Annotated in this window: 25 protein-coding genes; 21 read left to right on the plus strand and 4 right to left on the minus strand. The window is 43.7% G+C overall.

Annotated elements, in window-relative coordinates:
- The first annotated feature begins 927 nt into the window (after nt 1–927).
- Together MKY01_RS14980 and nspC are read left to right on the plus strand one after the other, a co-directional pair.
- Entirely contained in the window at nt 928–2,166 is a 1,239-nt protein-coding gene (locus MKY01_RS14980; RefSeq protein WP_036616010.1) for a saccharopine dehydrogenase family protein, read from the plus strand.
- A 1-nt stretch (nt 2,167) separates the two neighbouring features.
- Entirely contained in the window at nt 2,168–3,295 is a 1,128-nt protein-coding gene (gene nspC, locus MKY01_RS14985; RefSeq protein ID WP_339286849.1) for a carboxynorspermidine decarboxylase, read from the plus strand.
- 185 nt (nt 3,296–3,480) lie between these two features.
- Here the strand turns inward: nspC and MKY01_RS14990 are convergent, their stop codons facing one another.
- The gene (locus tag MKY01_RS14990) at nt 3,481–4,254 is read right to left on the minus strand and encodes an SDR family NAD(P)-dependent oxidoreductase (protein WP_282321465.1); all 774 of its coding nucleotides are present in this window, start codon (nt 4,252–4,254) and stop codon (nt 3,481–3,483) included.
- A gap of 111 nt (nt 4,255–4,365) precedes the next feature.
- Here MKY01_RS14990 and MKY01_RS14995 point away from each other — a divergent pair, with 111 nt between their 5' ends.
- From MKY01_RS14995 to MKY01_RS15035, 9 genes are all read left to right on the plus strand, one after another.
- Nucleotides 4,366–4,722, plus strand: coding sequence for a MerR family transcriptional regulator (locus tag MKY01_RS14995; protein ID WP_282321464.1), 357 nt, complete (start codon nt 4,366–4,368; stop codon nt 4,720–4,722).
- 90 nt (nt 4,723–4,812) lie between these two features.
- Nucleotides 4,813–5,685, plus strand: a complete 873-nt coding sequence (locus MKY01_RS15000) for a YitT family protein (protein ID WP_017688526.1) — start codon at nt 4,813–4,815, stop codon at nt 5,683–5,685.
- A gap of 251 nt (nt 5,686–5,936) precedes the next feature.
- Nucleotides 5,937–6,278, plus strand: a complete 342-nt coding sequence (locus MKY01_RS15005) for a multidrug efflux SMR transporter (RefSeq protein WP_076327622.1) — start codon at nt 5,937–5,939, stop codon at nt 6,276–6,278.
- Between the two features lie 3 nt (nt 6,279–6,281).
- Entirely contained in the window at nt 6,282–6,596 is a 315-nt protein-coding gene (locus MKY01_RS15010; protein ID WP_076327621.1) for a multidrug efflux SMR transporter, read from the plus strand.
- A gap of 137 nt (nt 6,597–6,733) precedes the next feature.
- Nucleotides 6,734–6,928 carry a hypothetical protein gene (locus MKY01_RS15015; protein WP_017688524.1) on the plus strand — a complete coding sequence of 65 codons (195 nt, stop codon included), beginning with the start codon at nt 6,734–6,736 and terminating at the stop codon, nt 6,926–6,928.
- Nucleotides 6,929–7,109: 181 nt separating this feature from the next.
- A complete protein-coding gene (locus tag MKY01_RS15020; RefSeq protein WP_339286851.1) occupies nt 7,110–9,080 on the plus strand; it encodes an AraC family transcriptional regulator in 1,971 nt (656 codons plus the stop codon).
- Between the two features lie 31 nt (nt 9,081–9,111).
- Nucleotides 9,112–9,696, plus strand: coding sequence for a nitroreductase (locus MKY01_RS15025; protein WP_047842928.1), 585 nt, complete (start codon nt 9,112–9,114; stop codon nt 9,694–9,696).
- A 331-nt stretch (nt 9,697–10,027) separates the two neighbouring features.
- The gene (locus MKY01_RS15030; protein ID WP_076327619.1) at nt 10,028–11,161 is read left to right on the plus strand and encodes a serine hydrolase domain-containing protein; all 1,134 of its coding nucleotides are present in this window, start codon (nt 10,028–10,030) and stop codon (nt 11,159–11,161) included.
- 294 nt (nt 11,162–11,455) lie between these two features.
- Nucleotides 11,456–12,598 (plus strand): DUF4309 domain-containing protein, encoded by a 1,143-nt coding sequence (locus MKY01_RS15035; RefSeq protein ID WP_339286853.1) that lies wholly within the window; start codon nt 11,456–11,458, stop codon nt 12,596–12,598.
- 106 nt (nt 12,599–12,704) lie between these two features.
- Here the strand turns inward: MKY01_RS15035 and MKY01_RS15040 are convergent, their stop codons facing one another.
- Together MKY01_RS15040 and MKY01_RS15045 are read right to left on the minus strand one after the other, a co-directional pair.
- Nucleotides 12,705–13,673 carry a DMT family transporter gene (locus MKY01_RS15040; RefSeq protein ID WP_253508370.1) on the minus strand — a complete coding sequence of 323 codons (969 nt, stop codon included), beginning with the start codon at nt 13,671–13,673 and terminating at the stop codon, nt 12,705–12,707.
- Between the two features lie 159 nt (nt 13,674–13,832).
- Nucleotides 13,833–14,393: a TetR/AcrR family transcriptional regulator gene (locus MKY01_RS15045; RefSeq protein ID WP_076253025.1), complete on the minus strand. Its 561-nt coding sequence runs from the start codon at nt 14,391–14,393 to the stop codon at nt 13,833–13,835.
- Between the two features lie 200 nt (nt 14,394–14,593).
- On the opposite strand from MKY01_RS15045, the gene MKY01_RS15050 reads away from it, so the two are divergent.
- From MKY01_RS15050 to glyA, 10 genes are all read left to right on the plus strand, one after another.
- Nucleotides 14,594–15,001: a cupin domain-containing protein gene (locus MKY01_RS15050; RefSeq protein WP_249910718.1), complete on the plus strand. Its 408-nt coding sequence runs from the start codon at nt 14,594–14,596 to the stop codon at nt 14,999–15,001.
- Between the two features lie 310 nt (nt 15,002–15,311).
- A complete protein-coding gene (locus MKY01_RS15055; protein ID WP_339286855.1) occupies nt 15,312–16,301 on the plus strand; it encodes a LacI family DNA-binding transcriptional regulator in 990 nt (329 codons plus the stop codon).
- A complete protein-coding gene (gene rbsK / locus MKY01_RS15060; protein ID WP_282321455.1) occupies nt 16,294–17,172 on the plus strand; it encodes a ribokinase in 879 nt (292 codons plus the stop codon). Before MKY01_RS15055 ends, rbsK begins: the two co-directional genes overlap by 8 nt.
- Complete coding sequence (rbsD, locus tag MKY01_RS15065) at nt 17,172–17,573, plus strand: D-ribose pyranase (RefSeq protein ID WP_339286857.1); 402 nt, start codon at nt 17,172–17,174, stop codon at nt 17,571–17,573. Before rbsK ends, rbsD begins: the two co-directional genes overlap by 1 nt.
- A 14-nt stretch (nt 17,574–17,587) precedes the next feature.
- Entirely contained in the window at nt 17,588–19,069 is a 1,482-nt protein-coding gene (locus MKY01_RS15070) for a sugar ABC transporter ATP-binding protein (RefSeq protein WP_127548486.1), read from the plus strand.
- Between the two features lies 1 nt (nt 19,070).
- Complete coding sequence (gene rbsC, locus MKY01_RS15075) at nt 19,071–20,042, plus strand: ribose ABC transporter permease (RefSeq protein WP_339286858.1); 972 nt, start codon at nt 19,071–19,073, stop codon at nt 20,040–20,042.
- Nucleotides 20,043–20,056: 14 nt separating this feature from the next.
- Nucleotides 20,057–20,989 carry a ribose ABC transporter substrate-binding protein RbsB gene (gene rbsB / locus MKY01_RS15080; RefSeq protein WP_036615972.1) on the plus strand — a complete coding sequence of 311 codons (933 nt, stop codon included), beginning with the start codon at nt 20,057–20,059 and terminating at the stop codon, nt 20,987–20,989.
- 326 nt (nt 20,990–21,315) lie between these two features.
- A complete protein-coding gene (locus tag MKY01_RS15085) occupies nt 21,316–22,059 on the plus strand; it encodes a YggS family pyridoxal phosphate-dependent enzyme (RefSeq protein WP_315371800.1) in 744 nt (247 codons plus the stop codon).
- A gap of 19 nt (nt 22,060–22,078) precedes the next feature.
- Nucleotides 22,079–23,284 (plus strand): benzoate/H(+) symporter BenE family transporter, encoded by a 1,206-nt coding sequence (locus MKY01_RS15090; protein WP_101313745.1) that lies wholly within the window; start codon nt 22,079–22,081, stop codon nt 23,282–23,284.
- Between the two features lie 25 nt (nt 23,285–23,309).
- Complete coding sequence (gene glyA, locus MKY01_RS15095; RefSeq protein WP_339286861.1) at nt 23,310–24,554, plus strand: serine hydroxymethyltransferase; 1,245 nt, start codon at nt 23,310–23,312, stop codon at nt 24,552–24,554.
- Between the two features lie 96 nt (nt 24,555–24,650).
- On the opposite strand, the gene MKY01_RS15100 is transcribed toward glyA, so the two are convergent.
- Complete coding sequence (locus tag MKY01_RS15100) at nt 24,651–25,271, minus strand: SDR family oxidoreductase (RefSeq protein WP_127548490.1); 621 nt, start codon at nt 25,269–25,271, stop codon at nt 24,651–24,653.
- Nucleotides 25,272–25,310: the final 39 nt, after the last annotated feature.

Raw genomic sequence — 25,310 nt, forward strand, 5'->3', positions numbered from 1 at the left:
AGTGTAACCCATTGGAGTATGACGAATTTTCGTCATACTCTTTATTTGTATAGATGATAGAATGGAATGAACAAGAAACATATTAATGGATTGAACACTGCTTAATGTAAAAGATAAAGTGGGGTACATAATTTTTGTGGTGGAGGTAAACCTTATGAATAAAGATGAACAATTCATGCATAAAGCCATTGAGATTGCTCTGCAAGCTCGCAAAGAAGGAAACGAACCATTCGGCCCATGATCAATTAGCGGAAATTGCTGGCGGCAACATCATGATCTCGTGTGAAGAAGTATTCGACAAAAGTCCTCAAAAGCCTGAAGTAACAGGGAAATTACTTAACACAGAAGGCTTAAAAGTTTTCGAAGGATATCAATTTCATTCCAACGCGTAATCAGATCAAAAAATTAATTTTAAATTATTGCTTGATTTTTTTTTCGACGTCTGATAGTGTAAGACCTGTGATTTTGGGAAGTTAATTTATCAATATGAATTAGAGCTTTCCAGCAGATAATTTTGACCACTTCACCAGGAAGTTAAGGCCATACGGACAGCCGGGTCAAACGCCGATTGGCAACTTATGTTGCTTTATTGATTGAGTTCAAAGCTCAAATTTTATAAGTTGGTTACTTTACAACCAGTGCAATTGCACATCAACTTGTGAAACGGTCAATAAGAGTGGTAAAGGCGAATTATTTGCTATATAGACTCTGATCCAATATTGATATACATGAAGAAGCTTTCCGCCAAAGGAGTTCTTGTGAACTTTTTTGGTCATGGAGACTTCACGTCTTTTTTATGATGTATATCGATAAGCAAGTGTGATGATGCGCGATTGCGAGCATTTTTCACCTTGCTTTTTTTGTTGTCTTGTTGTCACCGTATTAAACCAATTTAAAAAAATACATATTGGGATAGGAGAATGTAAAATGGGAAAAGCACTAATCATCGGCGCCGGCGGCGTTGCTTCCGTGGCAGTACACAAATGCGTTCAAAACAGCGAAGTTTTTGAGGAAATCTGCATCGCGAGTCGTACAAAATCCAAATGTGATGAACTCAAAGCCAAGCTGGACGGCGGAAAAACAAAAATTACAACAGCACAAGTTGATGCTGACAATGTTGACGAACTGATCGCTCTGATCAACGAAGTTAAACCGGATATCGTTATGAACCTTGCTTTGCCGTATCAAGATCTGACAATCATGGATGCTTGTCTTGCAACTAAAACAAATTACATGGACACAGCGAACTATGAGCCACATGATACAGCGAAGTTTGAATACAGCTGGCAATGGGATTACAAAGAGCGTTTTGAACAAGCAGGCATCACTGCATTGCTCGGTAGTGGATTTGACCCAGGTGTGACTGGCGTATTCTCCGCTTATGCCCTGAAGCACTACTTTGACGAAATTGAGTACATCGACATCCTGGACTGCAACGGCGGCGACCATGGCTATCCGTTCGCAACCAACTTCAACCCTGAGATCAACATTCGCGAAGTATCTGCGAACGGAAAATATTGGGAAAATGGTGAATGGATCGAAACGAAGCCGATGGAAATCAAACGTGTCTACGACTTCAAAGAAGTTGGCGAGAAAGACATGTACCTGTTGTATCATGAGGAACTGGAATCTTTGGCAAAAAACATGCCAGGTCTGAAACGTATCCGTTTCTTCATGACATTTGGTCAAAGCTACCTGACTCACTTGAAAGCTCTTGAAAATGTAGGCATGACTTCAATCGAGCCTATTGAATATGAAGGTAAACAAATTATTCCACTGCAATTCCTGAAAGCAGTACTGCCTGATCCAGCATCCCTTGGACCACGTACTGTAGGTAAAACAAACATCGGTTGTATTTTCAAAGGTAAAAAAGACGGAAAAGACAAAACATATTATGTTTACAATATCTGTGATCACCAAGAATGTTATAAAGAAGTGGGTTCCCAAGCGATCTCTTACACAACAGGCGTTCCAGCAATGATCGGTGCAGCAATGGTCATGACAGGCAAATGGAACAAACCAGGCGTGTATAATGTAGAAGAGTTCAACCCAGATCCATTCATGGAAGAGTTGAACAAATGGGGTCTCCCATGGGTAGAAGACTTCAACCCGGTACTCGTTGATGAGCTGCCAGAAGAAGTTAAAGAATCGGAGCTTGTTCGCTAAAATGCGGTTCGAGCAATTACCGACACCATGTTTTGTTGTTGACGAGGCGCTTATTGAGAAAAACCTGAAAATCCTGAACGGTGTTATGCAGCGTACAGGTGCCAAAATCGTGCTGGCTCAAAAAGCATTCTCCATGACTGCGATGTATCCGCTGATTGGAGAATACCTGAGCGGTGCAACGGCAAGCGGTTTGTATGAAGCGCGTCTGGGCCATGAGGAAATGGGCAAAGAGAATCATGTCTTTGCTCCAGCATACCGCGCAGAAGAGATCGACGAGATTATCTCCATCTGCGACCACATTATTTTCAACTCATTTTCGCAGCTTGCAAAATTCAAGAATAAGGCGCTTCAAGCTGGCCGTAAGGTCGGCTTGCGCGTCAACCCTGAATGCTCCACCCAAGAAGGACATGAGATCTACGATCCGTGTTCTCCAGGTTCGCGTTTTGGCGCGAAACTGGAGGATTTCGATGCAGACTTGTTGGAAGGCGTCTCCGGACTTCACTTCCACACACTGTGTCAGCAAAACTCCGATGATCTGGAGACTACGCTGAATGCAGTGGTCGAGAAGTTCGGACAATGGTTGCCACAAATGGAATGGATCAACTTCGGCGGTGGGCACCATATCACACGTGAAGATTATGATATTCCAAGACTGGAAGCATGCATCAAGCGTATGCAGAACGACTATGGTCTGGAAGTATATCTGGAGCCGGGAGAAGCTGTTGCGCTGAATGCGGGTTATCTGGTGACTTCTGTGCTGGACTTCCATAAAAACGGTATGGACATTGCCATTCTGGATACTTCAGCTACATGCCATATGCCGGATGTGCTGGAAATGCCATATCGCCCGCCGCTGATCGGTTCGGGAGAAGTGGGCGAGAAGGCTCATCTGTATCGCTTAGGTGGACAAACCTGTCTATCTGGTGACGTAATTGGGGATTATTCATTCGACCAGCCTTTGCAAGAAGGCGACCGTCTGGTATTCGAGGACATGGCGATTTACTCCATGGTGAAAACCAATACGTTCAACGGCATGCCGCTTCCAGCGATTGCAGTCAAAAGAAAAGACGGCAATTGCGAAGTTGTTCGCGAATTCGGATATCAGGATTTCAAAATGAGGCTGGCATAATTACTTCATTATATAGTAAGTATTAATATAGAATTGAAAATAAATACAAAGAAGGGAACCTGGAGACAGGTTCCCTTTTTAACGTTAACTGATGTTTAACGATTAGATTTAATGATGTTTATCAGTGAGGTTAGGTGAATGTTTACCGGTATTGAGCCGACTTAGCTTCGACTTCAGTTTTCGGGTTAATTTTTCGGTTTAGAGGCTGCTCGTGCAGCGTAGGGAAAAATCGGTTCTCTTAGTTCAAAATCATACGTCAACCCATCCACAATGCCGACTACACTTTCACTGTCATACAACTCTAGCAAAAATCCAGCCATTTGTTCCGCCGTATGGAACTTGGGAACTCTGCCTTCATATTCAAACTCGTCTACATTAAAGGAATGTTTCGCAAACTCAGTCTCGGTTGCAGCCGGTGCGAGAACTTTGGCTTGCATCGCTGCGTTCTTACCTTTTAACTCTTGCGCAAGTCCTTCGGTAAAGGCACTTACATAGAACTTGGTTGCGCAGTAGGTTACTGCATCGGCTACAATCGTATATCCACCACCAGAGGAGATATTAATGATCTGTGTGCCATCAACATCTGCATAATCACGTACATACAGGGAAGAAAGAATCGTAAGAGCTTCTATATTTAGATGAAGCATCTGTTCAATCTTGGGCAGATGTTGTTCGCCCACGGAAGCAAAATTTCCGAATCCGGCGTTGTTAATCCACGTCTCAATGGAGTAAGCCTGAAGACTCTCATAGAATTCATGCACATTAGCGGCAATGGACAAATCCACTGTACGAATGACAACATCCAGAGCAGGATTGATTTCAGCTACTTTTGCTTTTAACTTGTTCAATTCATCGGTTCTGCGCGCTGCCAGAATTATATTTTTGCCACGAGTTGCAAAAGCTAAAGCCGCTTCATATCCAATGCCTGAACTGGCACCGGTAATCACTGTATATTTCATGGGAATTCCTCCTGGATCTGATTTCATTTTTTATTGTGATGTGACCACGAGTTGATTATACTGATTAGAGCTTACTCTAAGTCAAGCGGGAAAATGGAGGGGAGGTTAACCATGCATACCATTGGTGAAGTGGCAGAATTACTCCATATCAGTGCACATACGTTGCGTTATTATGAGAAGGAACAGATTGTAACTCCTCTCCGAGATGCCAGTGGAGACAGGCGATACAACGAGTCACACCTGAAGTGGCTGCAATTTGTGATCAAATTAAAAGAGACTCAAATGCCCATTGCTATTATTAAGAAATATGCGTCCTTGTTTCAGGAAGGGGAGCATACGGCGGCGGATCGTTTAAAGCTGCTGGAGGAGCATAAAGAGTCGATTCAAAAACAGATGCACATACTTAACACAGCAGATGAGATGCTTGAGCATAAAATTTCGTCGTATCGAACGCTCATCGGACTATGAAGTAACACACACAAATGACGATCTATTGCCAAAACAGTGATTTTTATTATAGACTGTTTTTTATCGGTTGTTCATCAAGGGGGAAATGCAATGCATCAAAACAGAAAACAAAAGTCAAACAAGTTAAAGATCCTCTCCAAAGTATTATTGATTATCATAGGGGGATTTATAACGGCATATGGCCTGGAAGCCATATTGATCCCGAATAATGTCTCAGATGGTGGTGTCACAGGTCTGAGTATCGTAGGATCACAGCTGTTCGGATTACCACTGGGGATGCTCATCGGGATTATTAACATTCCATTTGTGTGGCTCGGGTACAAGCAAATCGGAAAAAGCTTTGCGTTATATTCGATCATCGGTATTGCTTCACTCGCAATCAGCACCAGTCTGATGCACCATATACCAACCATCATTGAAGGTGATACCTTGCTTGTTACGGTTGTCGGCGGGATTATCATCGGTTTTGGTATGGGACTTGCATTACGTAATGGCGGGGCATTGGATGGGATAGATATGCTGGCTGTACTCCTTTCGCGAAAAGTACCTTTTGGAACCAGTGATCTCATCCTGTTCCTCAACATGTTTGTATTTATTGTCGTTTCTACCGTGTTTGGTCTGCAAGGAGCGATCTTGTCAGGACTTGCGTATTTTATTGCTTCTAAAGTAATACATATTGTTGAAGAGGGCTTGAGCGGCTCCAAAACGTTTAAAATTATTACGAATCAACCTGAGATTATGGTTGAAACCATTCGGGACCGCTTAGGCCGTGGAGCAACGTATACCGAGGCTTACGGTGGTTACTCTAATGAGCAATTCAAGGAAATTACTTGTGTCATTAACCGGATGGAAGAGAGTAAAATTAAAGATATCATTCACGAAATTGACCCAACTGCTTTTGTAGTCGTATACGATGTAGCTGAAGTGAGAGGCGGCAATTTCAAAAAGAAAGATATTCACTGATTCCGAAAAACAAAATTAACTTATACGTAGTTGGTCAACCAGGAACTTCTGGTTGGCTTTTTTTGTATGTCCACAGCGGAACTTAGAGTTTTAACAGGCGGATTTTCTTATTAGTTTGATACGAATATTTAAATTTGCAAATAAAATAAATATGGTTTATTATTATATCAAATGATACAAATTACTATCATTATTGAATGTGAATGTTGATTACAAAACAACAACATGAATGCAGAAGAGGAGAATGTTTTATGGCGTGGTTATTCCTTATTCTTGGAGGGATTTTAGAGGTAGGTTGGGCATTAGGTTTGTCATTCTCCGATGGTTTTTCGAAAATCGAGATCGTAATCCCCACGGTTATTTTAATGATTGGCAGCTTCTACTTCTTTGCAAAATCCACTAAAGTACTTCCTGTATCAACGGCTTATGCGGTGTTTACTGGACTTGGTTCATTTGGAACCGCAATTGTGGGAATGATTTTTTTGGGGGACTCCGTAAGTGCAATCAAAATCGTGCTGGTCATGATATTAATCAGTTGCATCATCGGTCTGAAATTTGTATCCAATGAACCTAAACCAAAGGCAGGTGTATAGAATATGAGTTGGCTTTTCTTGATCTTAGCTGGTTTATTTGAAGTTGGCGGTGTAATATTTCTGAAACTTTCAGATGGATTCACCAAATTGAAACATACATTGATGTTCGCTATGTTTCTGGGATTAAGTTTCATTTTTCTTTCCCTGTCTTTGAGAGAGATACCAATCAGCATTGGTTATGGAATCTGGACAGGTATTGGGGCATCGGGCAGTGTACTATTAGGGATGTATGTATTCAAAGAGCCCAAAAATGCAAAGAAATTGGCTATCGTTAGTGGGATTATTGTCAGTATTGTGGGATTGAAACTAGTCTCTTAACTGGATAAATTAGCTGTACTAACAACGGAACGATATCCATCTCATCTATATTCATGCATAAGTACAGCTCTCTTATGGAAAACTTCTGTAGTACGAATTAATTGCATGACTTCAAGTATGTATGGGAGGTTAGCATAGTGACAAAGCAGGACCCGCAAGAGCTTTTGAAGCAAAAACATGAACTGGATGAACAAAAAAGACAGTTCACTAATTTTTCCCGAAATATTTCAGGTCATGGTGAGGTTGAAGCTGGTCAAGAGTTCAGTGTTGACCGGGTACCAGATGATCAAAACCGTATGAAATCGGTTGAGAACAGACGCGGCGAAGTCTAAAGCGTTACAACATAAGCCGATCCTTTCATGGATCGGCTTATTCGTGCGTAGCATTTTATCGAATAGGAAGATATATGTTGTAGTTGAGAATGATTATCGATAGAATGGAGAAAAGTGAAAATATCCGCTGATTTTGCTGATGTTTTGCTAACTTAATGGGTTGTGGAAGGTGAAGGAAGAGATGCAGGTAGAAGAGCATGTGAAGTTATGGAATCTGGCCTCAATTAAAATATGGGATGTGCGTCACGTCGTCGTGCGCGCTGGCGAACCCATCCATGCCTATCGATTTCCAATTAGCGGTTTTATATATACAGTTCGTGGCAATGCAACGATTACGCTGGATGACACGATGTACGCGATCGATCAGATGCAAGTCTTACATGGAGGCAAGGGGGTATGGATGAATATCTCCCTGAACGAGGATTCATTCGAATTTTATTTGATGTTTTATCGAGCTAATTTGTCGTTATCCAATACTCGTGAGAATCAAGCTCTGCTCAGGCAACATGTCCCGTTTCATGTGCAATATGCTTTCGCCCCAAGCTATCCCATTGACTTATATGATAAAGTCCAAAGAATAGAGCAACATTGGGAACGGACGGATTCGTTCTCGAAATTTCAGGTGAAGACGTTATTTTATCAATTTATTAATGAATTAATGAGGCAGTTAAGTGCACAAGGGATTGAGACTGCCAAGCCCGATCTGGTAGCTCAAGCCGTTCGTTATCTTCAAGAGAACTACATGTTGCCCGTTATGGTCGATCCGCTCGCAGAACTTCTGGATTGCAGTGCAGGGCATCTGTCGAGAACGTTCAAGAAAGAGACAGGCAGCAGTCTGATTACCTATTTAACTCGGATACGGATGTACAAAGCCAAGGAGCTGCTGTTGCTCACAGATGCATCTCTTCAGAAGATTGCCGAGGCAATCGGCATTCCGGATGTGATCTATTTTAATCGTTTATTTAAAAAGTATGTTGGCCTTTCACCAGGTCGGTTCAAACAAAAATGTATCGCCCTGCCAACCGGTCAGAATAATGCTATCCAAGAATCAGAATTGTCCATTGTCAGTCCCATGCATCGCGGTTATGATCCTATTGATGATGATAATTATTATCAATACAACTCAAAAGGAGAATCACTTACATCTATGAGATCGAGAAAACCCGTTGCATTGCTTTTGATGCTCAGCCTTACATTATTAATATCAGCCTGTTCCCCTTCTCAGGGCAGTTCAGCAACAAGCAGTAATGGAACAAGCGGTAACAATGCTCCAACCACCGAAGTCGCGCAATCCAACGAATCAGCAGTACAGGAGCGTGTTGTTAAACATCCTTGGGGAGAAACTGTCATCAAAGGTGATCCTCAGCATATTATTTCGTTGTTCCCGGCTGCAACTGACTATTTGTTAGCACTCGGTATTGAACCCCAGGCAGCATCCAGTAATGAGGAGGGGAGTGATCAGTTTCCTACCTACCTGTCCGATCAACTACAAGGAAAAGAAAATCTGGGCTGGCAGGTTGATCCCAACTACGAAAGCATATTGGCGGCAGAGCCAGACCTGATTATCGGTCAGGATTTCATGAGTGATGCCTATGACAGCCTCAGCAAAATTGCCCCTACCTTGCTGGCAGAGAAGCTGCAGGACGAGCAAGGTATTATTCGTATGAAGACAAGCCTGTTACATATGGGAGATATGTTAGGGAAGACGGATCAGGCCAAACAGGTCATTGAAGAATACGAAAAGAAGGCCGCAGAAGCCCGTGAGAAAATCAAGCAATCCATCGGAGACGAGACCGTGATGTTCCTGCGTTTATCCGATAAAGAAGTGCGTTATTACAGTAAAAGAAACTATGAGGTTCTGTATGACGATCTAGGCCTGACACCTCCTGTATCCATACCTGACCCGACAGATTCAATGAAAGTAATCTCCATGGAGTCGTTACCATCGATTAATCCGGATCATATTTTCCTGTTGTCATCAGACGAAAATGAAACGACAGAATTGCAAAAAACAGCAGTGTGGAAAAGCCTGAATGCTGTTAAAAACAACAATGTCTACATCGTTGACTACGGCTTGTGGTTCCAAGGTCCGGGAGGACCCATTGGACAGAGCAAGATTATCGACGAAGCGGTAAATTTCCTTACCCAATAAATAAGGAAACTAGACAGGAGGATTAATGCATATGGAAACGTCCGTCGTAGAGAAGCTCATTCGTGAACGAAGAACCATTCGTCAGTTCAATGGCAAACCGCTGGCGAAAGAAACGATCATGCACTTGCTGGAAGCGGCCGTGTGGGCACCTGTTCATTCCCGTAAAGAGCCATGGCGCTTCATATTATTTGTAGAAGAAGGTCGGAAGCAATTTGCTGATGCGGTGCTACATACGTTTTCCAAAGATGAGCGGGAGCGCTGGACAGAGAAGTTGCAAAAGGACTATTGCGAATCTATCCAAGCCCATCTGCTAGTTGTGATTGAGGCTGATCCGAGACAACGGGTATGGGAAGATGCTGTGGGGGCTAGTGCTGCCCTTATTCAAAATATTCAACTCCTGGCATGGGAGCAGGATATCGGCGTAGTGTGGAAGACAAATGAATATAATTTCGATCCTGATTTCTACTTCAAGACCGGTGTGAGACCAGGGGAGAGAATTGTTGGCACACTTCATCTGGGGTATTTTGATACAAACAAGGTTCCCAAACCTCGTCCTCGCACACCCGTAGAAGAATTGATGACCTTTGTCTCCACGGCAAGAGCAGAAGTACAGTAGTAGCGATACTTCATACGGTTCCGAGCTGTGAAACGAACTCATTGTAAGCCGCGAACATAGCGGCTTCTTTGCATAATTGAATATCGATGTTGATTGGATGTCAGACATTGAGGAGTTCAAACTGTTTCTGATTAACGTTATCTCACACTGCCTGCCAAATTATGAACGAAATGAAATACAAATTCGGCGGTCAATAAATGGATGGTTGAGGCCATATAGGTGGTAGTCAATCGTTGTAAAAGGTCGTATATTAATAATATGTCGATTGTGGGAGTGAACATGTACCACATCGCAAAATGATAAACGATTTTACATAGAAGGACGGGAAAAAATGGACTTTAAACCGCTTGCTTCATTTATTGACCGCATTACATCCTGGCGTGTACCGTGGGCAGAGGTGCTGGTGATGCATCGAAATGATACCGTTTTCCATTATCGTAATGGATACGCCAATCTGGAAGAGAAAACACCTATCGGTGATGGAGCGATCTTCAATCTATACTCCATGACCAAAATTATGACCTGCGTGGCAGGATTGCAACTGGTTGAGAGAGGTGAAATGCTGCTAAGCGACCCACTGTCTGATTATCTGCCAGAGTATGCTGAGATGACGGTAAAGAAAACGATGGCGAACGGCGAGATCCGGCTGGAAAAGGCGACAAAAGCCATTACAGTACGTGATTTGTTCACCATGACCGCCGGGTTCTCGTATGACGTGGGTAGTCCAAGCATTCAAGAAGCTGTAAAAAGCACCGACGGAACATTACCAACACGTGACTTCGCGAGAGCGCTTGCGAAAGAACCACTGCTGTTTGAACCAGGGACACACTGGAATTACAGCATGTGCCATGATGTGTTAGGAGCCTTGGTGGAAGTGGTAAGTGGCAAACGCTTTGGTACGTATCTGCGGGACGAAATTACCGGACCCCTTGGCATGAACGATACAGCGTTTAATCTGAACGATGAGCAGCAGACACGCCTGATTCCACAGTATGCTTATAATGATGAGCTTGAAAAGGCTGTACGTTTGGACGGCAATGGATTCCGTGTGGGTACGGAGCTGGAAAGCGGCGGTGCAGGGTTGCTATCAACCGTTAGCGATTATGCACGTTTTCTGAACGCGCTTACTGGGCATGGTACGAGTCCCCAAGGCGTGCGCATTCTGTCACAAGCTTCAGTGGAACTGATGCGAACGGACCACCTGAACGAGATGACTCGTGCTGATTATTCCTGGGATCATATGTATGGATACGGCTATGGACTGGGGGTTCGCACACATATCTCCAAAGCAGCAAGCGGCTCACTGAGTCCAATTGGCGAATTTGGATGGAGCGGCGCTGCTGGTTGTATGGCTATTATTGATCCGGATTCAGAGCTTACAGTTATGTATGCACAGCACTTGCTGAACAGTCAGGAGCCATACGTTCAACGACGCTTACGTAATGTGGTTTACTCCTGTCTATAAATCATATCGTATTCGAAGTTACTTGAAGAGCCGCTAAATAGCGGCTTTTTTATGTTATATGGATCGAAATCTATTAATTAGATTGTTATTTCTTTATTAGAAAGGGTATGTTATCATTCTTAGGAAAATAGTACTAGTAGGAGGATATGCTTATTGAACATGAACTTAAATTCATTACATAGTTTGATCAAGATTACACGCTAGCAAGTACCTGTTTGAATGTTGAGATTGTGAACAATTCTTAATTAGAAAAAGCTGTTAGATTTTATTTTTTTACTCAAAGGAGATTCATCGATGATACACCCTAAACACAATGCAAAATGGGCTTCTCTGGCCGTACTTACCTTAATCGCCTATGTTCTGAGCGCATTGCTTCTGCTACCACCCAATGCTGCTGCCAAAGGAGAGCAAATCTCCGCCAAACAGCTCGAAAGTATGAGCCGGCTTTCATTTACGCTTCGTGATGCCAAACAAACGGCTTACACCGTTTATATTTTCGCTTATGATGAACAGAAGAGAACGCTGACCGAAGAAAATGGCTGGACCAACAATAAAAAAGGAGACAAGAGTTATTCAGGCACGTATCGTGCAGCCTTGCTGAAAAAAGGTGCAACATACGGAACTGTTCAGGCAGCAAAACTGGATCTGAATACGATTATTTTGCCTCAAACCTGGAACTTCGTTGTGAAAAGCAAAGAGGCTAGTACACCAGACATGCTGATGATCACCGATTGGGGAACTTCTAATTTTAATGAGGTGAAAACGTATATTGTTCGTTCCGGGGAATTGCGCCGTGTAACATATGTCGATAATAAGGGGAAAAAAATCGACGATTCCTACTCTGCAAGCAGAGATGATGGAATCCGTACTCTTTCAGGTGCCCGAGTGCAGTTCAAAAATTACAACAACCTTCAATTTGTCTATGGAGTTGATACGTTTAAGCTGAATGTGAACAAATTGGAATTACGCTTGGAAGATACGCGAAACCTTCGTTCAGAAGCTTGGCCAAACTCGGGTGTTGGCGATCGCGCTTACCTGAAAAGCCTAAAGGAAGCTGCTTTAAAGGGTGTGTTGCCAGGCCGGACGGACGTTAAGATTGGCATGACGCTTCAAAATGCGCAAAAAAAGCTGGGGAAACCCAATTCTCGTTCAAACGGGGAATGGGGAGCGTACTATTTTTATTCTAAATTCGGCGTCGGGTTTGATTCATACATGCACGAGCTAACCAATAAATCACGTATTGCCGTTTTTGATTTGTACAATGAAAAGCAGAATCTTTCACCACGGAATGTGAAAATATGGATGGGAAAACCTTCCTCAGAATATTACAATGAAGTCGTGGTTGGTTATGAGATGGTATACCAATTGGGTAATCACGCCATTGTATTCACTTATGAGGAAGAAGAGGACTTGATTGATTTTACGAGTATATATTAAGGTATAGCATTCATCGTAAAGAAATGAAAGCATAGCTTAATCACATTTACAAAAAAAGCCGCTGATTAGCGGCTTTTTTTGTTATCCATGGGAGTGGACGCGTAGTCTATTTCATTGGAGTGTTATTAGAGCTCTGCACAGAACGTACACGATTGACTAAATAAATGCCAACCGACACGAACAGTAATGCAGCCAGATTTTTAAGTTCCAGAATCGTTTCCCCCAGGAATAACGCTGATAATAAAGCTCCAAATACAGGGATTAGGAAGTTATAGACAGACACTCTTCCGACCTTGTTGTACTTGAGAAGCATATTCCATAGACAAAATGCGACAGATGACAGCAAAGCCAGGTAGATTAAGTTACTGGTGGATTCCAGGGTGAAATGGGTGACCCGACCGCCGAGTGATAGACCTAACAGCGTAAGTACCAGTCCCCCGACGAATAAGCTGACACCTGTTATGATCAGAACATCGATGGTGGCGGTGAGACGTTTTGCGTAAAGGGCCGTAACGGAAAAAACAAGTGCCGCTATAATAACGAAGCCTTCGCCTGTGAATGAAAAGGAAAAAGCAAGCAGATCCGTATGGAAGTTTACGATGATTACACCAACGAATCCAAGCAAGCAACCAACGATTTTATTTCTGCTTAATTTGTCGTTTTTATAGATGAAATGGGCCAGAACAACACTGAAAAAGGTCGTAGTTGCGTTCATAATAGAGCCTTTGACACCTGTCGTATTGGCTACGCCAACGTAGAAAAACATATATTGCAAACCGGTTTGCAATATACCTAACATGATGAGACCTGTCCACTGAGGCTTGGTTAATTGGAGCTTCTGTTTTCTAACGATACGAGACAGGAGCAAGAGCAGCATACCCGCCAGTGTAAACCGGTATCCTGCAAATACATACTTGGAAGCAATATCTTCCGGCAGAATGTTAAACGCGATATATCCAAGTTTGATGGATGGGTACGCACTTCCCCATAACAAGCAACACAGGCTTGCCACGAGCATGACAAAAATGGGATCACTAAATTTACTCGGTTTCTCAAGGGTATTTCTCTCTATCACTTTCGATCTTCTCCTCACATTTCATGTACATATGTATGTATGAATCTATTAATATCCTCACTGACCATATCACATATCGTTAATCTTTGTAATGATAATTAATAAACCGCTCTTCAATTGGTCTGATTAAAAGAAGGAACGGTTCATGAGGAGTCTATGTTATAGATTCCTTTCTAATAAAATCCCAACTTGTTCTGCGACAATGTGAGGTTGCCGGGGGAATCCATTTGTGAAATAGGATTCCACGATACCAACGATTGCTGTACCAAAGAACGTGAGAATCACTTCTTTTGTTAGTCCTTTATTTTTCCCCTCCGTCACATTCACCTCATCTTCCAGTTCTTCAATGACAAGAGCCAGGAAGCGATTGCGGAAAAAAGGGGCTCCTTTACTCAGTAACATAGCCGAGAAAAATGAATAATGAACTTCAAAATAGTCGAACCAAAGTACATTGCTTTCTATAAAATCCAGATCGGATGCTTCCTTGCACAATCTTCTTAGTTCATCGATATGTTCTTCAATTAATTTATCCAGCAAGTCAAATTTGTCCGAATAGTGATGGTATATCGTTCTGCGGCCGACATTTGCATGATCAGAGATATCTTGCATCGTAATGGTATCAAAAGGTTTCTCGTTCATGAGTTTGATAAAAGCGGATTTGATCGCTTCCTGAGACTTAAGTATTCTTCGATCTGTGACAGAAACGATAGTAATCACCATTCTTTCCAAAGAGTAATTGCACAAATGTTGTCTTCTTGCGCCATAAGGCACAGATCGAGTTCATTTGATCCTTGCAGAGGCAGTGCAATTACTTTATATTATACACGAATGTGCGATATCGCACGTATGTGTGTAATCATATTTAGGTCAACATAGGGGCAGGACGCATTAATCAATAAGATCACACTGGAGGAAATGAAATGGCTAAACATGAAGAAGTTAAAGATGGAGTGATATTCCCGGTAGGAGAAAAAAACGAAGCATTTTCGCAATATTTCATAGGGCAAAGTTATCTCCAATCCTTGGTTGCTGATCCCAAAGTGAATGTGGGTGTTGGGAATGTAACGTTTGAACCGGGATGCAGAAATAACTGGCATATCCATCGCGGTGGATTTCAGCTGTTGTTAGTGACTGGTGGGGAAGGTTGGTATCAGGAAGAAGGAAAACCTGCTCAATTCCTCAAAGCCGGCGATGTTATTGTGACTCATGATGGTGTAAAACACTGGCATGGGGCCGCTAAAGATAGTTGGTTTGAACACATTGCGATCACTGCAGGTACACCGGAATGGTTGGAACCCGTGACAGATGAAGTATACGAGAAGTTGTAAAATAAAAGCTTTGAATTGATTTTATCGGAAAGCTTACTCCTAATTTGTTAAATTAAAGCTAATTAAGTTCAGCGAGATTGCTGATTTTTATGTTGATCTGGGTGCCATCACTCTGAGTTTTAATCGAGTGATGGCCTCTTTAAGTCTATGAAGTATCGATCTCCCTGGCAGGAAGAAACCATGATATAGATGAATTCTAGTGCACTTTATGTATACTTGGAGAAATTTCCAGAATGAAAACGCTTGTCAAATTGAAAATAATATGATAATTTAATGTCTGTAACCGGTTACACATGGAGGAGAGCAACTTATGACAACAATTAAAGACGTAGCTCAACTGGCTGGCGTATCTGTAGCCACCGTATCCAGGGTCATTAATGATAGAGGTTATGTTCATGCGGACACACGCAAAAAAGTGGAAGATGCAGTGAAGGCGCTTAACTTTTCACCAAATGAAGTGGCCCGCTCATTATATAAACGCAAGTCCAAACTGATTGGCCTGTTGTTGCCGGATATTACGAACCCTTACTTCCCGCAGTTAGCCCGCGGCGTAGAGGATCGGATGCAGGAGCAGGATTACAGACTGATATTTGGAAATAGTGACGAGGAAGAACGGAAGGAGCAGGATTACATCCAGACGTTTATCCAGAACAACGTGGTTGGTGTGATCTCTTCAACGAACTACCCTCATTCTTCGATATATGAAAAACTAAAGATTCCCATTGTGTTTCTGGACAGAACTTCACTGGATCGTCCATCCGTGTATGCGGATGGCAGGGAAGGTGGAAGACTAGCTGCAAGGGAGATTATCAAACGCGGCAGTCGCCGGATCACAGTTATGCAGGGTCCGTCACAGATCAGACCCGCTCAAGATCGTTTTGAAGGGGCGATTGAAATCATCCGTGATGCTGGGTTAGACTACCGGGTGATCCAGACGACCTCATTTTCAATTAACGAGGCAGGTGTATGGGCTGAAGAATTATTCAGGAAATATGCGGACACAGACGGGGTCATTGCCAGCAATGACATCGCAGCCATGGCAGTACTGCATGAGGCATCACGAATCGGAAGAAAGGTTCCTGATGACGTACAAGTGATTGGTTTCGATGATATTCCGATGAGCAGCCTGTTATCGCCGGCATTGTCCACCATCCGTCAGCCAGCATACGAGATGGGAAGAGAAGCGGCGGGATTACTTATCCAGCTTGTGGAACAAGCTGCAATAGAGAATAAAAACATACAGTTGCCCGTAAGTTTCATCGAACGGGGCACTACGAGAAAGGTGAGATCAGATGGCTAAAATATGTGTAATTGGAAGCAGTTCAATGGATCTGGTTGTTACTTCGTCAAGACGGCCGGGAGCGGGGGAAACCGTTCTTGGTGATAGCTTCAAAACAGTTCCTGGTGGCAAAGGAGCCAATCAGGCTGTTGCCGCTGCACGACTGGGTGCCGAGGTTGCGATGATCGGCCGGGTAGGCGACGATGCTTTTGGCAAAGATATTGTAGAGAACTTTAGAGCAAATGCTGTAAATACGCAAAATGTGAAACCGGTTACACATTTAGAAAGTGGTACGGCTCATATCATTCTGGCAGAAGGTGATAATAGTATCGTAGTGGTTGAAGCGGCGAATCGGGAAGTCACTCCTGCATATGTCGATGAAGCAGCTGAAGTGATCCGCGATGCAGATATCGTATTAATTCAGCAGGAAATTCCGGAGGAAACGGTTGTGCATGTGAGTGCATTATGTGCAGAATTCGGAACACCGCTGCTGCTTAATCCCGCACCGGCGAGAACATTGCCGCAAGAAGTGATCGACAACGCTGCATATATCACACCGAACGAGCATGAAGCCGAGATTTTGTTTCAGGGCATGAGTCCTGCACAGGCATTACGTCAGTATCCTAACAAGTTGTTCATTACGGAGGGCAGTAAAGGTGTACGGTACTTTGATGGCACTGACGAAATTCTAGTCCCAACTTATAAAGTTGAGGCTGTTGATACTACGGGGGCAGGGGATACGTTCAACGCCGCATTTGCAGTCGCTTTGGCTGAAGGAAAAGCGTTACAAGAGAGTATACGCTTCGCCAATCGGGCTGCATCGTTGTCCGTCACCAAGTTCGGAGCGCAGGGCGGCATGCCGATGCGTGATGAAGTAGAGGAGAGCTTGTAATGAAAAGAAATGGCATGTTGAATAGTCACATTTCCAAGATTTTGTCTGATCTGGGCCATACGGACATGATTGCGATTGCGGATGCAGGTCTGCCGGTACCGGACGGGGTACTCAAAATTGATCTGGCCCTCAAACTGGGAACACCAAGTTTTCGCGAAGTGGTGGAAGCGATCGCTGAAGATATGGTCATTGAGAAAGTCATTGTGGCTGAAGAGATTTGCGAAGGCAATCCCGTAGCGATGCAATTCATCACAGAGAAATTTGGGGTAGAAGCAATCGATGCTTCCGTCAGCCACGAACAATTCAAAGAATTAACACGGCAGGTGAAAGTGGTCATCCGCACAGGTGAAGCCACACCTTATGCCAATTGCATTTTACAATCGGGAGTCCATTTCGGTTAAAAGGAGGTTGCGTAATGCACATTCAGATGCAAGACATTCATAAAGCGTTTGGAACGAATCAGGTGCTGAGCGGAGTGGATTTTGAACTAAAGGATGGTGAAGTTCATGCCCTGATGGGGGAGAATGGAGCCGGCAAATCCACACTGATGAACATCCTGATTGGTCTTCATCAGCGTGATCAGGGAACCATCACCATAGACGGAGAAGAAAACTATTTTGCAAGTCCGAAGGAAGCCGAGAAACTGGGTATCACATTCATACATCAGGAACTGAATGTATGGCCTGAAATGACGGTGCTGGATAATCTCTTTATTGGTAAGGAAATGACATCATCATTCGGATTGCTCAACACAAGACAAATGAAAGCGCTTGCCAAAGAACAGTTCGCCAAGCTTTCCGTAGACATACCACTGGAACGTCCTGCGGGAGAGTGCTCTGTCGGGCAGCAACAGATGATCGAGATTGCCAAAGCGCTAATGACAGATGCCAAGGTCATCATTATGGATGAGCCAACAGCAGCACTTACGGAGCGTGAGATCCAGAAGCTGTTTGGTGTAATCAGCTCGCTGAAGAAGGAAGGCGTATCCATCGTCTATATTTCTCACCGAATGGAGGAGATATTCACGATCTGTGACCGGATTACCATCATGCGTGACGGAAGAACGGTAGACACACAAGCTATTCCGCAGACAAGCTTTGATGAAGTGGTGCGGAAAATGGTAGGTCGTGAACTTACCGAGCGTTATCCTGTCCGGAATCCTTCTTATGGTGAAGTTGTCCTCGAAGTAAGGAATGCAAGTAGCAAAGGTCTATTCGAGAATATTAACTTCACCGTGAGAGCGGGGGAAATACTCGGTTTCTCAGGACTCATGGGTTCTGGACGAACAGAGATCATGAGAACCATCTTTGGTTTGGATACGTTGGATAGCGGTGAAATCTTCATCCGCGGCAAAAAAGCGAACATTCGTAAACCGGCAGATGCAGTGAAACATGGAATCGGGTTTATTACAGAAGACCGCAAGGATGAAGGGCTGGTATTAGACTTCTCTATTCGCGAGAATATGGCGTTGCCAAATCTGTTCAGTTTCTCAAGCAAAGGTTTCATCTCAACTTCAAAAGAACAAGACTTCGTAGATACACTGATCAAACGTCTACAGATCAAAACGCAATCCTCCGAGACGGCGGCAAGGAATCTATCCGGGGGTAACCAGCAGAAGGTGGTTATCGCGAAATGGGTTGGTATCGGACCGAGCGTGCTTATCCTGGATGAACCTACCCGCGGAGTGGATGTCGGGGCGAAGCGCGAAATCTATGAATTAATGAATGAACTGACTGACCGCGGCGTTGCAATCATCATGGTATCGTCGGAGCTGCCTGAAGTGCTTGGCATGAGCGATCGGATCGCGGTTGTGCATGAGGGACACATCAGTGGCGAGGTTGCAAGGGAAGTAGCAACACAAGAACACATTATGACATTGGCCACAGGGGGACAGTGATATGACAACAATGCAGGAAAACAAAACGGCTAAAAGCGGATTCCGTTTCTCAAACGTGATACAAAAATTGGGACCGCTGCTTGGCTTAATCATTCTTATTCTCATCGTATCGGTGTTGAATCCCAGTTTCTTGGAACCGCTCAATATCTTGAATTTATTGCGTCAAGTCTCGATTAATGCGCTGATTGCCTTTGGTATGACGTTTGTTATCCTGACGGGTGGAATTGATCTGTCGGTCGGCTCAATCCTGGCTTTATCCAGTGCTTTTGTAGCAAATATGATGTTGTCTGGTCTCGATCCGATCTTGTCCATCATTATTGGTGCAGCACTCGGTGGTGTCATGGGTATGGTGAACGGACTAATGATTACCAAAGGTAAAATGGCTCCGTTTATCGCTACATTGGCAACCATGACGATATTCAGAGGACTGACATTGGTGTACACCAATGGTAATCCAATTACAGGACTCGGGGATAACCTGTTGTTCCAACTGTTTGGCCGCGGTTACCTGCTGGGCATTCCGGTACCTGCAATTACGATGCTGATTACCTTCATGATTCTGTGGATTGTTTTGCATAAAACGGCTTTTGGTCGTAAAACGTACGCCATCGGCGGTAATGAGAAAGCTTCCATTATCTCGGGTATCAAAGTTAATCGCGTGAAAATTATGATCTACTCCCTGACAGGTATGCTCGCTGCTCTGGCAGGTGCAATTCTGACATCGCGTTTGAATTCAGCGCAACCAACGGCAGGTACATCCTACGAGCTGGATGCAATCGCAGCAGTTGTATTGGGTGGTACAAGTCTTGCTGGAGGACGCGGACGCATCGTTGGTACACTGATCGGTGTTCTGATTATCGGCGTGTTGAATAATGGATTGAACTTGCTTGAAGTAAACTCATTTTATCAAATGGTTGTAAAAGGTATCGTCATTGCCATTGCCGTCCTGCTGGACCGCAAGAAAACAGCATAAGGAGAGAAGCGAATATGAAAAAGTGGACTGTAACACTCATAAGTATGCTGATGATCATCGTTCTGGCCGGGTGCTCTCTGGAGCCACCGGAATGGGCGAAACCTAACCCAAACAAAAGTAATGGACAGAAGAAAATAGGTTTGTCGATATCTACACTAAACAATCCATTCTTTGTATCACTGAAGGATGGGGTAATGGCTGAAGCCAAAAAACAGGGAATACAGGTCATCGTGGTGGATGCGCAGAACGATTCGGCCAAACAAACCAATGATGTGGATGATCTCATTCAGCAAGGTGTTAGTGCACTTCTGATTAACCCCGCGGACTCTGCAGCGATCTCCACAGCGGTTCAATCCGCTAATAGTGTGGGCATTCCTGTGATCACGCTGGATCGCTCCGCAGATAAAGGCGAAGTGGCGGCACTAGTGGCATCTGATAACGTTAAAGGTGGACGCATGGCAGCTGAATATTTTGTGGAACAACTGGGTGAGGGAGCAAAAGTCATTGAACTTGAAGGTGTGCCTGGTGCTTCCGCAACAAGAGAACGGGGTAAAGGTTTCCATGAAGTGGCTGACAAGCAACTTGATGTGGTTTCCAAACAATCTGCTGATTTTGATCGGTCCAAAGGATTAAATGTCATGGAGAACTTGCTACAGGGTAATCCTGACGTGCAAGCGGTATTTGCCCATAATGACGAGATGGCACTTGGTGCAATTGAAGCGATTCAAAGCTCAGGTAAAGACATTCCGGTCATCGGATTCGATGGTAATGATGATGCAATCAAATCCATTCAGGATGGGAAATTGACGGCAACAGTCGCTCAGCAGCCTATACTGATTGGCCAACTGGCGCTGCAAGCAGCTCTGGATGTGCTCAGTGGCAAGCAGGTGGAGTCATCGATTCCCGCTGAATTGAAGCTGGTAACCAAGGAAAATGTGAATGAGTAAATCATCATAAAACATGTATTTTCGTTTTGGACATGAACATAGAACTAAACCAAGCCGCTAATTTAGCGGCTTTTTTCATTTTGGAAGAAGCGTGCGGGCATCACATCAATCAGATTATTGACTTTTAAAAGCGTATTAAAGGAACCCCAATTGAATTAATGTCTACTTTGTCGTTTTGGACTGTTCCAAAATAGCATTTTTGGATATGTATATCCAATCCATGCGTTGCTATACTAGCATGACGTTCCACACAGTCTTCACAATACATAAGGAGGAGCTAATCTCATTGATTCATTCCTGTTCGGAATAGAAAGAAGGTGGCTGACATGAAACATCTAGTAGAAGAAAATCTTCAATCTGTAAGACAGCAAATGGCATTGGCCTGCCAGGCTTCAGGTCGCAACATAGAGGACATCAAGTTGTTGCTCGCGACCAAAACGGTACCGCTAGAGAAATTACAAATAGCTATTCAAGCAGGTGAGGTCCTGTTTGGAGAAAACAAAGCTCAAGAACTCCGAGACAAATTCCCACTCATGGAACAAAGCAAGCAGGTGGAATGGCATTTTATCGGACATCTGCAAACAAATAAAGTAAAGGACGTAGTTAAATATGTTACTCTCATCCATTCCGTAGATCGTCTAAAACTGGGTCAAGCGTTACATAACCAGCTTCTCAAAGAGAATAAGACCTTAGACATTCTTGTGCAAATTAATACGTCCTACGAAGAAAGTAAATTTGGTGCCTCTCCAGAAACAGCCGTTGAGCTTGTAGAACAGTTGTCTCAATTCGAGACATTAAACGTGAAAGGTCTAATGACCATTGGAAAACTGAATGCGACAAACGAAGAAACACGACATTGTTTTCGATTGTTAAACCAGATCCGTACACAGATTAAAGAGAAAAATATTCCACGCGTAGAAATGGATATTTTATCGATGGGTATGTCTGGTGACTTCCAAGTCGCCATTGAAGAAGGAGCTACAATGATACGTGTAGGGACAAGTGTATTTGGTCAACGCTATTTACCGGACGAGTATTACTGGAATGAAAACACACGCATCGATGATTAAGTGAGAGGTAGTGTTAAATATGAAGACAGCATCCCCTTCGTTACGCGGCCGTGATTTGATATCTCCGGTGATCGCCGCTTTAATATCCGTAATTGTTAATTACGGGGGTACGTTTATCCTTGTTTTTCAAGCTGCAAAAGTGGCTGGTTTAAGCCCGGAAATGACCGCTTCCTGGATTTGGTCCATCTCGATTGGGGTAGGCGTAACGGGAATTTGGCTCAGTTATCGATATAAGGAACCGATTATTACAGCCTGGTCTACACCGGGTGTGGCGTTTCTCGTTTCAGCATTAGCGGTAACCCCTTATCCAGAAGCTATTGGCGCTTACATGATTTCAGCAGTCGGATTTATTATTTTAGGTTTGTCAGGCATGTTTGAACGTTTCGTTCGACTTATTCCCCCAGGCATCGCTTCCGGATTGTTAGCCGGTATTTTACTACAGTTTGGTATTTCGGCCTTTGGAGGGGCGAAGGTAGATCCTTTGCTTGTGATTGTACTGTTTGCAGGCTATATCGTGCTAAGAAGGTTTACTTCCCGTTACGCCATTGTTGGCATATTGGCAATCGGTTTGATTTATTTGATATGCATGGGGAAAACAGACTTCAGTACAATCCAATTGGCTGTAGCATCGCCTGTATTTGTTGTTCCAGCGTTTTCGTTAAACGCCTTACTTGGCGTTGCCTTACCGCTGTTCATTATTACCTTGACGGGGCAGTATATGCCCGGAATGCTTGTTCTGCGTAATGATGGATTCAAGACAAGTGCCAATCCTATTTTAGCTGTAACAGGTTTGGGTTCGCTTCTTGCAGCCCCATTCGGATCACATGCTTTTAATGTGGCAGCTATTACAGCAGCGATTTGTACAGGAAAGGATGCACATGAGGATTCAACGAAGCGGTATATTGCAGGTATTGCTTGTGGTGTTTTTTATATTTTTGTCGGCATTTTTGGCGTAACATTGGCTGCTCTGTTTTTGATTCTTCCTGCTACCTTTATTGCAACATTAGCGGGATTAGCCTTACTTGGAACGATCGGTGGCAGTCTTGCCAATGCATTAACGGACCCTAAGGGACGTGAAACTGCATTGATTACGTTTTTGGCGACAGCAGCGAATGTGACTTTGCTTGGTGTGGGTGGTGCATTTTGGGGACTGTTTGCAGGAATGATGGCACATCTACTGATGAATAGTAAATTTCCCAAAAAACAACTTGGAACGAATAAATAACCGTAATATGGAGAGGAAGATGTTCATGAAACATTTGGAGAAGCAAGATAAAGTAATAGGAATGGCTGTCCAGCAAGAGCTTGGAAGGCAGCGGGATAAGATAGAACTGATTGCATCAGAGAATTTTGTAAGTCAAGCTGTGATGGAAGCAACAGGTTCGGTATTGACCAATAAATATGCGGAGGGGTATCCGGGCAGAAGATATTATGGCGGGTGTGAGCATGTCGATACAGTCGAAGAGATAGCAAATAGCCGCCTTAAAGCACTTTTTGGCGCTGAACATGCGAATGTGCAGCCTCACTCCGGTTCTCAGGCCAACATGGCAGTATATTTTGCCTCGGTTGAGATTGGGGACACAATCCTTGGCATGAATCTATCCCAGGGTGGTCATCTAACACACGGAAGTACTGTTAATTTTTCAGGTAGGTTTTACAACTTTGTTTCATATGGTGTCGATGCACAGACGGGCCGCATTGACTTTGACGAAGTACGTAAACTTGCTTATAAGTATCGTCCACGCATGATTGTTGCAGGTGGAAGTGCATACCCGCGGACCATTGAGTTTGAATTATTTGCCCAGATTGCCGCCGAAGTGGGAGCTCTTTTCTTTGTAGATATGGCGCATATAGCAGGAATTGTTGCGGCAGGTTTACACCCTAACCCGGTACCACATGCCCATTTTGTTTCAACCACCACACACAAGACCTTACGAGGACCACGAGGGGGAGCCATTTTGTGCCGGGAGTCCTGGGCAAAGGCGATAGACAAAGCTGTATTCCCGGGGACTCAGGGCGGGCCATTCATGCACGTTATCGCGGGGAAAGCGGTGGCATTAGGCGAGGCATTGCAAACCGAGTTCACAACATATATTGAAGGTGTTCTGAATAACGCCAACGTATTGGCAGAAACTTTAATGAATGAAGGACTTACCCTTGTATCGGGAGGAACAGATAATCATATCGTGTTGGTTGACTTACGAACTATGGGCCTTACAGGCAAAGAAGCCGAAGCTTTACTGGATGAAGTAGGGATTACGGCGAATAAAAATGCAATTCCTCACGATACGGCAAGTCCTTTGGTTACAAGCGGTATTCGTTTTGGAACTCCGGCTATGACTTCAAGAGGGCTTGGAGCCAGGGAAATGAAAGAAATTGCTCAGCTGATAGGGCTTGCTTTTAAAAATCCAAAGAACTCGGATGTGAAAAATCAAATATTAGGTAGTGTCCGTGAAATCACTTCGCAATTTCCTCTATATGTAGGGCTTAAATAGCTCAACAGCAGACACAAATAGAGCCTGCAATTGTTCCTAATGGATAACAATTGCAGGCTCGTAATGTGCTTGTTTATATTGAAACTTAAGACAGCCCTAGTAGGCTATACCTACACGAGACTGTACATACTCATCAGACATTAATTGCTGATAAGCAAACTCCGCAGTATCGATTACAGATATAGAAGTTCCACCGTCAGGCAAATAGTCGCGCTCAACCCGGTACTTACCAAGAGATTCTCCATCAAATAAGTAGGTAGGACACACGATGGTCCATTCTAACTCTGAAGCCTTCAGAATGTTGTACATCTCCAGATGCTCTTCAGCTGCTCGCGTGGACTTACGTTTGGACTCAGGGGATTGAAAACGAAGCAAGCCAGGATCCGTTCGACTTTCCAATATTCCTGCGGTACCAATGGTAATGATTCTTTTGATACGCTCCTGAGCCATAGCCTCAACAATATGTCCCATGGATTGCGATAATGTAGTCGTTCCATCGGTACTTAAGGAACTAACAACGAGATCCACACCCTGTATGGCGTGATGAATATCCTCTTTGACTAAAGCGTTTCCTTGATGTAGAACGAAATTGTCATCGTTGATTTGTACCTTTTCCGGGCTTCTAACCAGTGCAGTTACATGATGATTGGAACGTAGGGCATTGGAGACGAAATGACCTCCAACCCGTCCGGTGGCTCCTAACACTAAAATTTTCATTACAAAAAACATCCTTTCGAATCCGATTGCAGAGCATGT

This window comes from Paenibacillus sp. FSL R5-0486 (assembly GCF_037975155.1).
In the GTDB taxonomy this organism is placed as follows: Bacteria; Bacillota; Bacilli; order Paenibacillales; family Paenibacillaceae; genus Paenibacillus; species Paenibacillus amylolyticus.

Coding starts and splice junctions, on each gene's coding strand:
- MKY01_RS15055 (WP_339286855.1), top strand. CDS start 15,312: ATGACAACAATTAAAGACGTAGCTCAACTGGCTGGCGTATCTGTAGCC.
- MKY01_RS15100 (WP_127548490.1), bottom strand. CDS start 25,271: ATGAAAATTTTAGTGTTAGGAGCCACCGGACGGGTTGGAGGTCATTTC.
- MKY01_RS15045 (WP_076253025.1), bottom strand. CDS start 14,393: ATGGTGATTACTATCGTTTCTGTCACAGATCGAAGAATACTTAAGTCT.
- rbsD (WP_339286857.1), top strand. CDS start 17,172: ATGAAAAGAAATGGCATGTTGAATAGTCACATTTCCAAGATTTTGTCT.
- glyA (WP_339286861.1), top strand. CDS start 23,310: ATGAAACATTTGGAGAAGCAAGATAAAGTAATAGGAATGGCTGTCCAG.
- MKY01_RS15085 (WP_315371800.1), top strand. CDS start 21,316: ATGAAACATCTAGTAGAAGAAAATCTTCAATCTGTAAGACAGCAAATG.
- MKY01_RS14990 (WP_282321465.1), bottom strand. CDS start 4,254: ATGAAATATACAGTGATTACCGGTGCCAGTTCAGGCATTGGATATGAA.
- MKY01_RS15020 (WP_339286851.1), top strand. CDS start 7,110: ATGCAGGTAGAAGAGCATGTGAAGTTATGGAATCTGGCCTCAATTAAA.
- MKY01_RS15005 (WP_076327622.1), top strand. CDS start 5,937: ATGGCGTGGTTATTCCTTATTCTTGGAGGGATTTTAGAGGTAGGTTGG.
- nspC (WP_339286849.1), top strand. CDS start 2,168: ATGCGGTTCGAGCAATTACCGACACCATGTTTTGTTGTTGACGAGGCG.
- MKY01_RS14995 (WP_282321464.1), top strand. CDS start 4,366: ATGCATACCATTGGTGAAGTGGCAGAATTACTCCATATCAGTGCACAT.
- MKY01_RS15010 (WP_076327621.1), top strand. CDS start 6,282: ATGAGTTGGCTTTTCTTGATCTTAGCTGGTTTATTTGAAGTTGGCGGT.
- MKY01_RS15090 (WP_101313745.1), top strand. CDS start 22,079: ATGAAGACAGCATCCCCTTCGTTACGCGGCCGTGATTTGATATCTCCG.
- MKY01_RS15025 (WP_047842928.1), top strand. CDS start 9,112: ATGGAAACGTCCGTCGTAGAGAAGCTCATTCGTGAACGAAGAACCATT.
- MKY01_RS15050 (WP_249910718.1), top strand. CDS start 14,594: ATGGCTAAACATGAAGAAGTTAAAGATGGAGTGATATTCCCGGTAGGA.
- MKY01_RS14980 (WP_036616010.1), top strand. CDS start 928: ATGGGAAAAGCACTAATCATCGGCGCCGGCGGCGTTGCTTCCGTGGCA.
- rbsC (WP_339286858.1), top strand. CDS start 19,071: ATGACAACAATGCAGGAAAACAAAACGGCTAAAAGCGGATTCCGTTTC.
- MKY01_RS15070 (WP_127548486.1), top strand. CDS start 17,588: ATGCACATTCAGATGCAAGACATTCATAAAGCGTTTGGAACGAATCAG.
- MKY01_RS15030 (WP_076327619.1), top strand. CDS start 10,028: ATGGACTTTAAACCGCTTGCTTCATTTATTGACCGCATTACATCCTGG.
- MKY01_RS15035 (WP_339286853.1), top strand. CDS start 11,456: ATGATACACCCTAAACACAATGCAAAATGGGCTTCTCTGGCCGTACTT.
- rbsB (WP_036615972.1), top strand. CDS start 20,057: ATGAAAAAGTGGACTGTAACACTCATAAGTATGCTGATGATCATCGTT.
- MKY01_RS15000 (WP_017688526.1), top strand. CDS start 4,813: ATGCATCAAAACAGAAAACAAAAGTCAAACAAGTTAAAGATCCTCTCC.
- rbsK (WP_282321455.1), top strand. CDS start 16,294: ATGGCTAAAATATGTGTAATTGGAAGCAGTTCAATGGATCTGGTTGTT.